This is a genomic window from Brevundimonas sp. NIBR10, assembly GCF_027912515.1.
Classification (GTDB): Bacteria; Pseudomonadota; Alphaproteobacteria; order Caulobacterales; family Caulobacteraceae; genus Brevundimonas.
In genome coordinates this window covers 1,833,669-1,846,794 of sequence record NZ_CP115464.1, presented here as the reverse complement: position 1 = coordinate 1,846,794, position 13,126 = coordinate 1,833,669, and the positions used below count along the sequence as shown (strand labels likewise).

Sequence of the window (13,126 nt, the reverse complement as noted above, 5' to 3'; positions counted from 1 at the left end):
CGTCTATTGCAGCGGCAGAGTCAGGGTGATCCCGCCCATATGGCTGTCGGCATGGTCGCCGAACCGGCCGCGATAGCCGATGTCCACGGAGATCGGCCCCAGGTCGCCACGCACCCCGGCCGAGGCCAGGATCTGACCCCCGAACGGCTCGTCCACCTGACGCGCCAGCACCTTGGCGGTGTTGTAGCCGATGCCGGTGCGCACCGCGTCGGAGCTGTCGTCCAGGGCGTCGCGATAGCCGCCCTCGGCAAACAGGGCGAAGCCGCCCATGTCGGCCTCGGCCCGCAGGGTGGCCTCGGCGCTGATCACCTGAACCGTGCGGCCCTGATAGTCATAGGCGGCGGCCGGTCCCTGTTCGATGAAGCCGTCCACCGTCGCCGACACCCAGGACACCGCCACGCGCGGCGAGATGGCGATGCCGCCCAGGTCCATCCACACGCCGCCTTGCGCGCGCGCGCCCTTGCTGACGCCGTCGGCCTTGCCGATGTGGACCACCGGGGCGATCGAGGTCAGGCGACGGGTGTCAAACTGGTCCGCCGCCGCGCCCGCCGTCGCATTGACGAACATCGCACCCGACCGCCAGCCGCCGTAGACGTCGAACGCATAGGTGTTCAGGTCGGTCTCCAGCCGCCCGCCCACGACGTCGGCGCGACGATAGCTGCCCGCGATCCCGACCTTCCAGGTGTTGGACCAGGCGTTCTCGACCGCAAAGCGCAGGCCGTACCCTTCCGACGACGCCGAGGCCGCGACCCCGCGCCGGTCGCTGTCAGTCTGGTCGTACGATCCGCTGACCGAGACGGTCGTGCCGTCCGCCCAGTCGCCATGACCCGACAGCGCCGCCGAACCTTCGTCCAGGCTGTCCTCGCGGTGGCGATAGGAGGTCTCGCCCATCACCGCGCTCTGTGCGCCGATGTCGCCGTAGTAGAGGTAGTCGTTGGCCAGCTGGGCGATCAGCCGGTGCCCCAGCGCCGTCGGGTGGACCCCGTCGGCGTAGAAATAGCCGGGATCGGCGCAACGCGGCGTGGCCAGGGCGCATTGGTCGGTGACGTTGGTGATGCCGAACTGGCCCGGATTGCCGGCGATCACGTCACCGATCTTGAACAGGTCCATATAGATGATGTTGGCGTTCGGATTGGCCGCCGCCGTCGCCTGCAAGCCGGTCAGCAGGGCGCCGTTGAAGGTCGTCACCGCGAAATCGGCCAGGGGCGCTGCCGGACTGGTCCGGAACTGCGGCGTCAGGCTGAGCTTGGGCAGGTTGGTGACCAACACGGTCCCCGCCCCGGCCGCGGCCACGCTGTTGGTCAGGAAGTTGATGTCGGCCGCCGCAGCCAGCGACACCGGCGAGATCGCCCCGGTCGGGTTGGAACTCACGCCCGCTGTAGGAATGGCCTGGAAGATGTTGTTGGCCCCGCCCAGAATGCTGACCAGATCGGTCGATCCGAACCGCCCGCCCGCCGCCGTATAGGCCGCCAGCTGGGTCCGCATCCCCGGTCCGGGCGTCGCCACCGTATCGGTCCGCGAGCCGCCGTAGGCATAGTTGATGCTGCCGGTCACCGGCGAGCCCGCCGTCTGGCGACCCAGGTTGAAGCCCAGCAGCTCGACGAACACCGGCCCCGTCGAGAACCGCCCATTGACGAAGGGTGCGGCCGGTGCGGCCCCGCCGGTGACGGCGAACAGGTTGCCGTTGTCGGTCAGGCTGTCCCCGAAGACGACGAGCCGGCCGTAGGACTGGGCGTTGGCGGTGGATGCGGCGGCGAGCGACGCGGCGGCCGCGAGCACGGCCAGAGCCGCGCCTTTGTGAATCCTGGACATGAAACCTCCCTCGACCGTCAGACTCGCGGTCGTTGACCCCACTTTGCGCGCGTTTGCCGCGAGTTCAAGATGCCGTCGGGGAAGGTTGGGCCATGTCATCCCAACTTTCGTCATTCCGGGCGGAGCGCAGCGTAGACCCGGAACCAGGCGGCGCGCGAGAGCGCGAACCTGTCGCGAACGCGACCGTATCCGCCATCGCCTGCGCTTCGCTTCGGCGCCGCCTGGTTCCGGGTCTACGGTTCGGTTCGCTACGCTCGCCTTCGCCCGGAATGACGAAAGTAGGTCAATGCAACAGCCGGAACTTTAGCGTTCCCGCCACGGTCTTCAGCGCCTTCAGCGCCTCGGGGTCATAGTCGCGATCCACGTCGGTGATCACATAGCCCGTCCGCTCGTCGGTCTTCAGGTGCTGGCCCAGAATGTTGAGCCCCGCCGTCGCCAGTTCGCGGTTCAGCTCGGCCATGACGCCCGGCTGGTTCCTGTGGATGTGCAGGATCCTGTGCCCGCCCGACACCTCGGCCAGCTGCACATTGGGCAGGTTGACGCTGAACGTCGTGTCGCCCCGGTTCAGATAGCCCAGCAGCCGCTCGGCCGCGAACTCGGCGATGGCTTCTTGCGCCTCTTCGGTCGAGCCGCCGATGTGCGGGGTCAGGATCACGTTCCTGAGCCCCATCAGCGGGCTGTCGAACGGATCGGCATTGGTGCGCGGCTCCTCGGGAAAGACATCCAGCGCCGCCCCGCCGATCCGCCCGCCCTGGATCGCCTGAGCCAAGGCGCCGATGTTGACCACATGCCCGCGCGACAGGTTCAGGAACAGCGCGCCTTCCTTCATCTGCTGGAACTGGGCCGGGCCGATCAGGTTGGTGTTCTCGCGCCGACCGTCGACATGCAGGGTCACGACGTCCGCCTCGGCCAGCAGGGCGTCGAGGTTCCGCATTCGTTTGGCATTGCCCAGCGCCAGCCGCTCGGACAGGTCATGGAAGATGACCCGCATCCCCAGAGCTTCGGCCAGCACCGACAGCTGCGATCCGATCGCGCCATATCCCACGATGCCCAGCGTCTTGCCACGCAGCTCGCGCGATCCATCGGCGGACTTGTTCCACTTGCCGGTATGCATGGCGGCCGACTTGTCGACCACGTCGCGCATCAGGGTGATGGTCAGGCCGATGGCCAGCTCCACCACCGAACGGGTATTCGAGTACGGCGCATTGAACACCGCCACGCCATGGTCCGCCGCGGCGTCCAGATCGATCTGGTTCGTTCCGATACAGAAGGCCGCGACGGCCATCAGGCGATCCGCCTGCTCCAGCACCCGCGCCGTCACATTGGTCTTGGACCGGATGCCCAGCACATGGACGCCCTTGATCGCGGCGATCAGATCGTCCTCGTCCAGCGCCCCCTTCTGGGTCTCGACCGAATAGCCGGCCTCCTCCAGCGCCTCGACGGCAGCCGGGTGGATGTTCTCGAGCAGGAGCATCCGGATCTTGGAACGCGGGAAGGACCAGCGGCCCATCATCCCTTCGGCGTGCAGCAGCTCGTCCATCGACGGCGCCTCGGCGTCGGCGACCTCGACGACCTTCGGCCGGCGCACGATCTCCGTATAGGCGTAGAACCGGTCCGCGACCCCCGCCAGCTTGACCTCAGCGTCGTTCCACCCGTCCCCGACCATGACGATCGGACGCGGCAGGTCCAGCGCCGCGATGACCTCGGGCTTGCCGTCGGCGTGCGACAGGGGATTGCTGTCTTCCACCCCGGTGACGCGCCCCTCTGCGTCGTAGGTCAGGTCGTTGCACAGCACCCGATCCGCCGCGACGCCCAGCCGTTCGGCGACCGGCGCGATGATGTCGCGGAAGCCCCCCGACAGGATCACGATCCTGTCGGCGTTCTCCTGGAAGAAGCGCAAGTTCCGCCTCACCGACGGCGTTCCCTCGTCCAGGATCCGGTCCGCCAGGGCCTCGACGTGGGCCTTCGTCAACGGCAGCAGGGCCAGCCGCTGACGCAGCGCCTCGCCGAAGCCGATCTCGCCCGACATGGCCCGGTCGGTCAGGTCGGCGACCCGGGCCCGAACGGCGTCAGCCTCGGCTGATCCGTCCAGAGCGATGTCGGCGAGCGCCTCCAGCGTCTCGATCCTGACGAGGGTCGAATCGAAATCGAAGACAAAGGTGGGGGTGGGCGCGCTCATGGCGCCCTCCTACCCCCTCGCTCGCAACTGCGGCAACGATGATTGCTAAGCTGGCGGCCTAGAATTTGGCGATCCGACGGACCCGGCTGTCCGGACGGCGCGATTCCAGCACGGCCGCACCGACCGCCGCAGCGATCGTGGCGACGGCCAGCAGGGCCCCACCTTCGCGCGCATGATCACGGCCGTACTGGACTCCGGCGTCGGCATAACCCCGCGCCCGCTTGCCCGCCTTGTCGGCGTATCCGCGCGCAGCCTTGGCATACTGTTTCCGCTTGCCGCCCGAAATGGCGTCACGGCCGCGCTGGAACAGGCTGTCGGCGGTGTCGCGGGCGTCCTCGCGCAACGACCCGGCCCGGTCGCCCAGATCCTCGGCGGCACCGGTCAGGCCCCGCTGGATGTCCTCGAACCGGTGCCTCAGGGCCTCGGCGTCAATCCAGCCGCGCGGGTCAAGCCGGTCACGGATCGTCTCGTACCGGCGCGGCCCCGACCGCTGCATCAGCAGGACCGTGGCGATCGCCGCCGTCGCGACCAGGGCCACGGTGCCGGCGGTGATGCCGGGGTGCTTGCGCGCTTCGGCGACGACGCTGAACTGTCGAACCATGGGATAATGAACCTCTTCGTTGAGGCCGTCGTCGGAAGGCTCGTAAAGACCATCCTCATACGACCAGTCGTCGGGACCCCTGTCCCGCTTCATCACAGGAGCGAACCGCGCGAAGAGTGGTTCCGCGATCCCCGGCAAAGCTGAGTAGAATGCGGCGATCAGTCGCCCGCCGCCGCCTACGGTGATCTCCCGCGTCGGATGGGTCGCGCACCAAAGGATGGCATCGGCCACCACATGGGTGGCATAGACGGGCTGTGGGCTCTGCGCGGCATAGCCGGCCAGATTGCGGGCGTGCCGGTCGTATGGCGAATCCACCGCCGCCGGCTTGACCAGGCTCAGCGAGATCGGGGCGGCATCGCGGATCAGCTCCATCCGCAAGGCATTGGTGAACCCCTTCACCGCATGCTTGGACGCCGAATAGGCCCCCCGGATCGGGGCCGGCGCATCCGACAGGGTCGAGCCGACATTGATGATCGCGCCCCCGCCGGGCCAACCCTTCAGATGTTCGGCCGCGATCGTCGATCCGTTGACCACGCCCCAGTAGTTGGTCTCGAACAGCCGTCGCTGGTCCTGCAGCGAAGTCTCCAGGACACTGCCGATGATCGAGACCCCGGCATTGTTCACCCAGGTGTCGAACCCGCCGAACAGCCGACGGCATTTGTCGGCCGCCTCGGCCAGGGCATCGAAATCCGCAACATCCGCCACGGCCCAGGCCGCGCGGCCGCCGTCGCGCTGGATTTCCTCGCAAAGCGCCCGAAGGTCCGTCTCGCCCCGCGCGATCAGGAACACACAGGCCCCCGCCCGCGCCGCTCGCCTCGCTGTGGCCAGGCCGATACCCGAGGTCGCGCCGGTGATCACAATCGCCTGCTGGTTCAGAGGTTTCAAAGTGGGCTTTACGGACATGATCACGCCTTCGTCTGTCGGCTCCCGCGGCCCGCGTCGCAACGGCCGCCGGTCGCGCCGGTTCCCCACCCCTTACCATAGGCGGAGCGGGCGCCTATCTAGACGCGCTTCCCTAGACATTCGCCCGGACCAGAACACCCTTGCCCTACTCCGCGCCCACCGATGCCGCAAACGCGTCCGACAACCTGGCCGCCGCTTTCCAGATCGAGGGCTGGCCGGTGCGCGGCCGCCTGGTCCGTCTGGGCTCGGCCGTCGACGAGATCCTGTCGGCGCACGCCTATCCCGAGCCGGTCGCGGCCCTGCTCGGCGAGGCCTGCGCGCTTGCCGCCCTGGTCGGCTCCAGCCTGAAGTTCGAGGGCCGGCTGATCGTTCAGGCGCAAGGCGACGGCCCCGTCCGCTATGTCGTCGCCGACTATGATACCTCGGGCACCCTGCGCGGTTACTGCCGGTTCGACGAGACCGAGGTCGCTGCCTCGACCGGCTTCGCCCGCCCCGGCGCGCAGACGCTTCTGGGCAAGGGCGTCTTCATCATGACCCTGGACCAAGGGCCAGACTTCGAGCGCCATCAGGGCATCACCCCGATCGAGGGCGAGAGCCTGTCGCTGTGCGCCGAACACTATTTCGCCCAGTCCGAACAGGTCCCGACCAAGGTCCAGCTCGCCGTGGGTCAGGTCATCGGCGAGGACGGCGTCGCCCACTGGCGGTCGGGCGGGGCCATGATCCAGATGGTCGCCGGCGACGTCACGCGCGGCTCGACCGAAGAGGTCTGGGACCGCACCCGCGCTCTGTTCCAGACGCTCGGCGACGACGAGCTGATCGACCCCACGATCACGCCCGAAACCCTGCTGTTCCGCCTGTTCCACGAAGACGGGGTGCGTCTGGAGCAGCCCCTGCCCCTCGCCGCCGTCTGCCGCTGCTCGCCCGAGCGGATCGTCGGCGTCCTGGGCTCGTTCAATGACGCCGAACGCGCCGACATGGTCGAGGATGACGGCAAGATCCGCGTCACCTGCGAATACTGTTCGACGGTCTACGCGCTCGATCCGGCCGAGGTGGCGAGCAACGCGGATTCGTGAGACGCTGCGGACATGAGCGCCACACGCACCTTGACCTTCGAGCTTTCTGAGAACGCCGCGATGGAGATCGACGCCCGGATCGCATCCGGCGTCTACGAGAATGCGGCCGAGTTCCTGCGCGAGACTGTCGAGACCTCGCTCTCGGCGCAACGACCCGACGTGGAGCGATGGCTGCGCGACGAGGTCGGCCCAACCTATGACGCATACAAGGCAGATCCCTCACGCCTGATGTCGGAGGAAGAAGCGTTTGCGCTCGTCGATCAGCTTGTTTCGGCCGGGTCCGCCAAGACTTGAGGCGATACGCGATCGTCTATGATCGAACTGCTGTTTTCGACATGGCGGAACTGCGCGCCTGGATCGGCCGTGAATCGAGCCCGCAGATTGCAGCAAGGTACCTGCATCGCATTCGCTTGTTCTGCCAACAGCTTCGCCAGTTCCCCAACCGGGGCATGATCCGAGACGATATTCGCCCCGGTGTCAGGATGATCACCTTCGAGGGTCGCGTCGATATTGCGTTCGAGGTCCAGGACAATCGCGTCGTCATCATCCGCATGCTCTACGCCGGATGTCAGTTCGGTAGTCGCTGACGGTTCCGGCCGCCTTGGCCTGACGCGATCTCGCCACATTCCGAACATGAACAAACCACAACTGCGGCGACCGGACGGCGTTCAGGGAACCTTGGTTAATCCTCGTGTCAGGCCAATCACGGCCCTTAGAGGAACAAGCCATGAAGACCCCCCTCATCACCGGCGCCGTATGCGCCGCCGTCTGTCTGACCGGTGCTGTCGCCCAGGCCCAGTCCTATCGGATCGCTGACAACGCCCGCGTTCTGCCGGAGCGCACCCTGCCCGGAAACGCCCGCCTGCCCGACCTGCGCGGCGTCACGCCCCGCCCCGTCGCCTGCGACGTCGATCCGATGATCTCGAGCGTGACCCTGACAAAGGGTGCCCGTCGGGGCCAGGTCAGCGTCTCCTATGAAGTCGTCAATGCCGGCCGCACCGCCTGGACGTCCGGCCCCCGCCAGCAAGGCGTCAATCTCGTGGCCCATAACGGCAACACCGGCCGCGCCTTCCGCAACCATCAGGCCATGAGCGGCATGGCCGGTGCGGGTGCCAGCATGGTCCGCTACGACTCGCCGATGATCTCGAACGCCTTCGACGATTTCGAGTTCGGCGGCCACGTCGATGTCGCCATCACCTACGATCCCGACATCGCCATCGACGGCAATCGGTGCAACGACGACCGCACCTATTCCAACAACACCCTGCGCATCGACAACTCGGCCATCCTGGGCTTCATGCGCGGCACGGCCAGCCGTCAGACCTTCCGGCGCTGATGCACCGATGACCTTCAGTACAGCGGCTTACCGCCTTCCCTGAAACATCGGGGAAGGCGGATCGCTGTCAGCCTTCCAGATCCAGCGAATACCCCGCGGACCTAACCGTCCGGATGGGGTTGGCGCTCTCGCCGACGTCCAGCGCCTTACGAAGGCGGCCGACGTGGACGTCCACCGTCCGCGCCTCGACATAGACGTCACTGCCCCAGACCGCGTCCAGAAGCTGTTCGCGGCTGAACACCCGGCCCGGGTGACGCATGAAATGGTCCAGCAGCCGAAATTCGGTCGGGCCCAAATGCACCTCGGTGCCACTGCGGCGGACCCGGTGCGCGACGCGGTCGATGACGATGTCGCCATGACCCACCCGATCGTCGGCCAGACCGGGACGGATCCGGCGCAGCACCGCGCGGATCCTCGCGATCAGCTCGACCATCGAAAACGGCTTGGTCAGATAGTCGTCGGCACCGGTGTCCAGACCGCGAACCCGGTCCGTCTCTTCGCCCCGTGCGGTCAGCATGATGATCGGCAAGTTGCGCGTCTCGGCCCGCCCGCGCAGCCGCCGGCAGACCTCGATCCCCGATACCTTGGGCAGCATCCAGTCCAGCAGCACCAGGTCAGGCTGACGCTCGTCGACCTGGACCAGGCCTTCCTCGCCGTCCGAGGCGATGACCACGTCATAGCCTTCCTTTTCCAGATTGTACTGGAGCAGGGTCGCCAGGGCGTCCTCGTCTTCCATCACCAGGATATAGGGCTGCATCCAGGGCTCCCTTGTCAGGCTTGCGGCAGGGTGTGGGTGTGCGTCAGGCCGGTCTCGGACGCATCCGGCGCGCCGCGCGGCCGCTCGCCGATCATCTCGTCGCCGGTGATCTCATAGTGGACGGTCTCGGCGATATTGGTCGCGTGGTCGCCGATCCGCTCCAGGTTCTTGGCCATGAACAGCAGATGGGTGCAGGCGTTGATCGTGCGCGGATCGCCCATCATGTAGGTCAACAGTTCGCGGAACAGGGCGTTGTAGTGCTCGTCCACCTCGTCGTCCGAGGCCCAGACCGCCAGGGCCCCGTCCAGTTCGCCCGACGTATAGGCGTCCAGTACATCCCTCAGCCGCAACGACACCAGCCGCCCCATCCGCTCGATCGAACGCGTCAGCGGCTGCATCGGCTCGGTTTCAGCCACGGCCAGGCCACGCTTGGCGATGTTCTTGGCCAGGTCGCCTGTGCGCTCCAGATCGGTCGCCAGCTTCATCGCCGACAGCGTCTTCCTGAGGTCCGACGCCACGGGCTGGCGCAGGGCGATCAGACGGATGGCCTTCTTCTCGATCTCGCGGTGCATGACGTCCAGCTTGGCGTCGCGATCGACCACGGCGCGGGCCAAAGCGATGTCGCGCCGGGCCACGCTCTCGACCGCATCGGCCACCTGGGCCTCGGCCAGGCCTCCCATGCGGGCGACCTCCGCCGTCAGCTGGTTCAGCTCGTCGCCGTACGCTTTTACAGTGTGCTGGTTCATCAGCCGAACCGTCCCGTGATGTAGTCCAGCGTGCGCCGTTCGCGGGGATTCGTGAAGATTTCCTCGGTGTCGCCGGTCTCGACGATCCGACCCATGTGGAAGAAGGCCGTGCGCTGCGACACACGCGCCGCCTGGGCCATCGAGTGGGTGACGATGACGATACAGTACCGCTCGCGCAGTTCGTCGATCAGCTCCTCGATCTTGGCCGTGGCGATCGGGTCCAGCGCCGAGCAGGGCTCGTCCATCAGGATGACTTCGGGCTCGACCGCGATGGCGCGGGCGATGACCAGACGCTGCTGTTGACCGCCCGACAGTCCGGTGCCCGCCGAATGCAGCCGGTCGGCGACCTCGTCCCACAGGCCGGCGCGCTTCAGCGACGCTTCGACGATTCCGTCCAGCTCGGCCTTGTTGGTCGTCAGACCGTGGATCTTGGGCCCATAGGCGACGTTCTCGTAGATGGTCTTGGGAAACGGGTTCGGCTTCTGGAACACCATCCCGACCTGGGCGCGCAGCAGCACCGGATCGACGGATTTCGCATTGACGTCCTGGCCGTCCATGTCGATCCGGCCGGTCACCTTGCAGCCCGGGATGGTGTCGTTCATCCGGTTCATGGTCCGCAGGAAGGTCGACTTGCCACAGCCCGACGGACCGATGAACGCGGTGACCGTCTTGTCCGGGATGTCCAGCGAGACGTCGAACAGCGCCTGCTTCTCGCCATAGAAGACCGACACGTCGCGCGCCGCGATCTTGGTCGGGCCCAGAGGCGCGAGATTGGCCTTGACCTGGGGTGCCCGCGTCGCGCCGGGCACCGCGCTGTCCGTCGCCTGCTGGGGCTCCAGCATCGAGACGTCGCGCGACGTCTCGACGGCACCGGGCAGCACCTGACCGCCCATCATGGGTGTATCCAGCGGATCACCGGGGCCGCCATCACGGCCTTCGGGGGCACGGTTCGGGGTGTTGAAGAACGGAAGTTTCATAACTCTACCACCGGCGTTCGAAGCGCCGACGCAGCACGATGGCGGCGGCGTTCATGACGATCATGAAGGCGAGCAGGACCATGATCGCCGCCGCGGTCCGCTCGTGGAAGGCGCGCTCGGAGGCGTTCTCCCAGATATAGACCAGGGACGGCAACGCGCCGGTCGGCTCGTTGATGGCGTGCGGGATGCCCGGCACGAAGCTGACCATGCCGATCAGCAGCAGGGGCGCGGTCTCGCCCAGGGCATGGGCCATGGAGATGATGGTGCCGGTCATCACGCCCGGCATGGCCAGGGGCAGGACATGCTGGAACACCGTCTGGGTGCGGCTGGCCCCCATGGCCAGGGCGGCCTCACGGATCGAGGGCGGCACCGACTTCAGCGACGACCGGGTGGCGATGATGATGGTCGGCAGGGCCATCAGCCCCAGCACCAGCCCGCCCACCAGCGGCGACGACCGGGGCAGGTGCGCCCAGTTGATAAATACCGCCACCCCCAGCAGGCCGTAGACGATCGACGGCACGGCCGCCAGATTGTTGATATTGACCTCGATCAGATCGGTCAGCCGGTTCCGCGCCGAGAACTCTTCCAGATAGACGGCCGCCCCCACCCCGATCGGGATGGCGATGCAGGCGGTGACCAGCAGCATCAGCGCCGATCCGATCACGCCGCCCAGCACCCCGGCCAGTTCCGGCTCGGTCGAATCGCCGTTGGTGAACAGCGCGCCGTTGAAGTGGGTCCGCACCGAACCTTCGGCCTTCAACCGGTTCAGCCAGCCGATCTGTTCGTCCGACAAGCGGCGCTGATCGGACGGTGTCTCGATGGAGATCTGGCCCTTGTAGAACAGGTCGCTTTCGTCGGCGGCGGGGGCCGAGATCGTCACCGTCTGGCCGATCAGGGTCGGGTTCTGGCGGATCAGGGCGGCGGCCCGGAACTTGAGCTCCGACGAGAACAGGCCGCGCATGGCCGTGGCCTTGGTCCCGCGCGCGTCGTCGGCGATGCCGTATCGCGCCAGCTGCTGCTCGGCGACCAGCAACTCGAAATTGGTGCCCTGCGGATAGGCCCGGTCGATGCGCGCCGGGTCCATATAGACCGGCAAGGTGATCTCGTGGGCGTAGAAGGCGGTATAGCCCTGGGTCACGATCCGACCCAGCAGCAGCAGCAGGAAGCCGATGGCGATACAGACGGCCAGAACGCCGTACAGCTTGAACCGGCCCTCGCGCGCATACCGCTTCTTGAGCCCGGCCTTGAGCCGACCTTCGCGTGCGACGTCCGACGCCGGAACCATGGCTGAAGTCGCGTCAGTCATACTGTTCCCGATAGGTCTGGACGATCCGCTGGGCGACGATGTTGAGCACCAGGGTCACAAGGAAAAGCGTCAGCCCCAGTCCGAACGCGGCCAGCGTCTTGGCGCTGTTGAACTCCTGGTCCCCGGTCAGCAAGGTGACGATCTGAACGGTCACCGTGGTCACGGTGTCGAGCGGATTCAGCGTCAGCTTGGCGGCAAGCCCCGCCGCCATGGTCACGATCATGGTCTCGCCGATGGCCCGCGACACGGCCAGGATCATGGCCCCGGAAATGCCCGGCAGGGCGGCCGGCAGCAGTACCCGCTTGACCGTCTCTGATTTGGTCGCGCCCATGGCGTATGAGCCGTCACGCAGCGACTGCGGCACGGCGTTCAGGATATCGTCCGACAGGGACGAGACGAACGGGATCAGCATGATCCCCATCACGGCCCCGGCCACCAGCGCCATCTGGTTCTGCACCAGCATCAGATACTGGCCGATGCCGTCCAGCGGCCCGCCGACCAGCCAGGCGCCGATCGTGTTGAAGAAGACCCGGAACGCCGGTCCCACCGTCAGGGCCGCGAAGAAGCCGTAGACCACCGTGGGCACGCCCGCGAGAATCTCCAGCACCGGCTTGATCACCGCTCGCGATGTCCGGCTGGCGTATTCCGACAGATAGATGGCGCTGAACAGGCCGACCGGCGCCGCCACGCACATGGCGATCAGCATGATCAGAAAGGTCCCGGCGAACAGGGGCACAGCCCCGAATGCACCCGACGATCCGACCTGGTCCGCCCGAATGGCGATCTGCGGCGACCACTTGGTCCCGAACAGGAACTCGGTCACCGGCACCGACTGGAAGAACCGCAGGGAGTCGAAGATCAGCGAGAACAGGATGCCGACGGTCGTCAGCACCGCCACCGCCGAACAGGCCAGCAGGATGCCGCCGATCCAGCCCTCGACCCGGTTGCGCGCCCGCAGGGACGGCTTGATCTGCAACACCGCGAACAGGGCACCAAGCGCCGCCGCGATGGCCGCCGCGATCAGCGCCCCGGTGGTCAGGATCGTGCGGATCTCGGCCGACCGCCGTCCCTCGACGATCAGGGCCTCGCTCAATGGCGCCAGCCATATCTGTTGCGGGACCTGGCCCTGTCCGACCCGACGCGCATCGTCGAAGAAGGCCTCGCGCTTGAAGGTCTCCAGTTCATTGACCTCGGCGGGTGCCCCGGCGGCCATGGTCTGATAGGCGATCGGATCGGCAAAGATCCCGGCCGCGATCAGGATCACCAGCGCCGGAACCCCCACCCAGATCATCGCATACAGACCGTGTTGCGTGGGCCTGGAATGGGCCTTGACGCCCGCAGCGGCCGCCCGGCGCGTCGCCAGCCGGCGTCCGCCGACGAAGGCCAGCGCCGACAGCGCAATCAGGATCGGCAGGAACAACCAGATCATCGGGGAG

General features: G+C 67.0%; 12 protein-coding genes and 1 pseudogene. 4 read left to right on the top strand and 9 right to left on the bottom strand.

Features of this window, described 5'->3' with window-relative positions; genetic code table 11:
* Window positions 1-3 precede the first annotated feature (3 nt).
* From O5K39_RS09130 to O5K39_RS09120, 4 genes and pseudogenes are all read right to left on the bottom strand, one after another.
* A complete protein-coding gene (locus O5K39_RS09130; RefSeq protein WP_271146958.1) occupies window positions 4-1,812 on the bottom strand; it encodes an autotransporter domain-containing protein in 1,809 nt (602 codons plus the stop codon).
* Window positions 1,813-2,095: 283 nt separating this feature from the next.
* Window positions 2,096-3,322 (bottom strand): phosphoglycerate dehydrogenase, encoded by a 1,227-nt coding sequence (gene serA, locus O5K39_RS19560; protein WP_348637129.1) that lies wholly within the window; start codon window positions 3,320-3,322, stop codon window positions 2,096-2,098.
* Window positions 3,323-3,460: 138 nt separating this feature from the next.
* A pseudogene (locus tag O5K39_RS19555) lies at window positions 3,461-3,991 on the bottom strand (HAD-IB family phosphatase); the annotation flags it as partial.
* A 58-nt stretch (window positions 3,992-4,049) separates the two neighbouring features.
* Entirely contained in the window at window positions 4,050-5,477 is a 1,428-nt protein-coding gene (locus O5K39_RS09120; RefSeq protein ID WP_271146956.1) for an SDR family oxidoreductase, read from the bottom strand.
* Between the two features lie 158 nt (window positions 5,478-5,635).
* Between O5K39_RS09120 and O5K39_RS09115 the strand changes: the two genes are divergently transcribed.
* From O5K39_RS09115 to O5K39_RS09100, 4 genes are all read left to right on the top strand, one after another.
* Entirely contained in the window at window positions 5,636-6,568 is a 933-nt protein-coding gene (locus tag O5K39_RS09115) for an Hsp33 family molecular chaperone (RefSeq protein WP_271146955.1), read from the top strand.
* A gap of 60 nt (window positions 6,569-6,628) precedes the next feature.
* Window positions 6,629-6,862 (top strand): hypothetical protein, encoded by a 234-nt coding sequence (locus O5K39_RS09110; RefSeq protein WP_271146954.1) that lies wholly within the window; start codon window positions 6,629-6,631, stop codon window positions 6,860-6,862.
* Window positions 6,859-7,155, top strand: a complete 297-nt coding sequence (locus O5K39_RS09105; protein ID WP_271146953.1) for a type II toxin-antitoxin system RelE/ParE family toxin — start codon at window positions 6,859-6,861, stop codon at window positions 7,153-7,155. Before O5K39_RS09110 ends, O5K39_RS09105 begins: the two co-directional genes overlap by 4 nt.
* A gap of 140 nt (window positions 7,156-7,295) precedes the next feature.
* On the top strand, window positions 7,296-7,904 hold the full coding sequence (locus O5K39_RS09100; RefSeq protein WP_271146952.1) for a hypothetical protein: 609 nt from the start codon (window positions 7,296-7,298) through the stop codon (window positions 7,902-7,904).
* 67 nt (window positions 7,905-7,971) lie between these two features.
* On the opposite strand, the gene phoB is transcribed toward O5K39_RS09100, so the two are convergent.
* The 5 genes from phoB to pstC are packed head-to-tail and all read right to left on the bottom strand — an operon-like array spanning window position 7,972 to window position 13,119.
* The gene (gene phoB, locus O5K39_RS09095; RefSeq protein ID WP_271146951.1) at window positions 7,972-8,661 is read right to left on the bottom strand and encodes a phosphate regulon transcriptional regulator PhoB; all 690 of its coding nucleotides are present in this window, start codon (window positions 8,659-8,661) and stop codon (window positions 7,972-7,974) included.
* Window positions 8,662-8,675: 14 nt separating this feature from the next.
* Window positions 8,676-9,407, bottom strand: coding sequence for a phosphate signaling complex protein PhoU (gene phoU / locus O5K39_RS09090; protein WP_271146950.1), 732 nt, complete (start codon window positions 9,405-9,407; stop codon window positions 8,676-8,678).
* Window positions 9,407-10,384, bottom strand: a complete 978-nt coding sequence (pstB, locus tag O5K39_RS09085; protein WP_271146949.1) for a phosphate ABC transporter ATP-binding protein PstB — start codon at window positions 10,382-10,384, stop codon at window positions 9,407-9,409. The genes phoU and pstB overlap by 1 nt, the downstream gene beginning before the upstream one ends.
* A 4-nt stretch (window positions 10,385-10,388) precedes the next feature.
* Window positions 10,389-11,690, bottom strand: coding sequence for a phosphate ABC transporter permease PstA (gene pstA, locus O5K39_RS09080; protein ID WP_271146948.1), 1,302 nt, complete (start codon window positions 11,688-11,690; stop codon window positions 10,389-10,391).
* Window positions 11,683-13,119: a phosphate ABC transporter permease subunit PstC gene (gene pstC / locus O5K39_RS09075; protein WP_271146947.1), complete on the bottom strand. Its 1,437-nt coding sequence runs from the start codon at window positions 13,117-13,119 to the stop codon at window positions 11,683-11,685. Before pstC ends, pstA begins: the two co-directional genes overlap by 8 nt.
* Window positions 13,120-13,126: the final 7 nt, after the last annotated feature.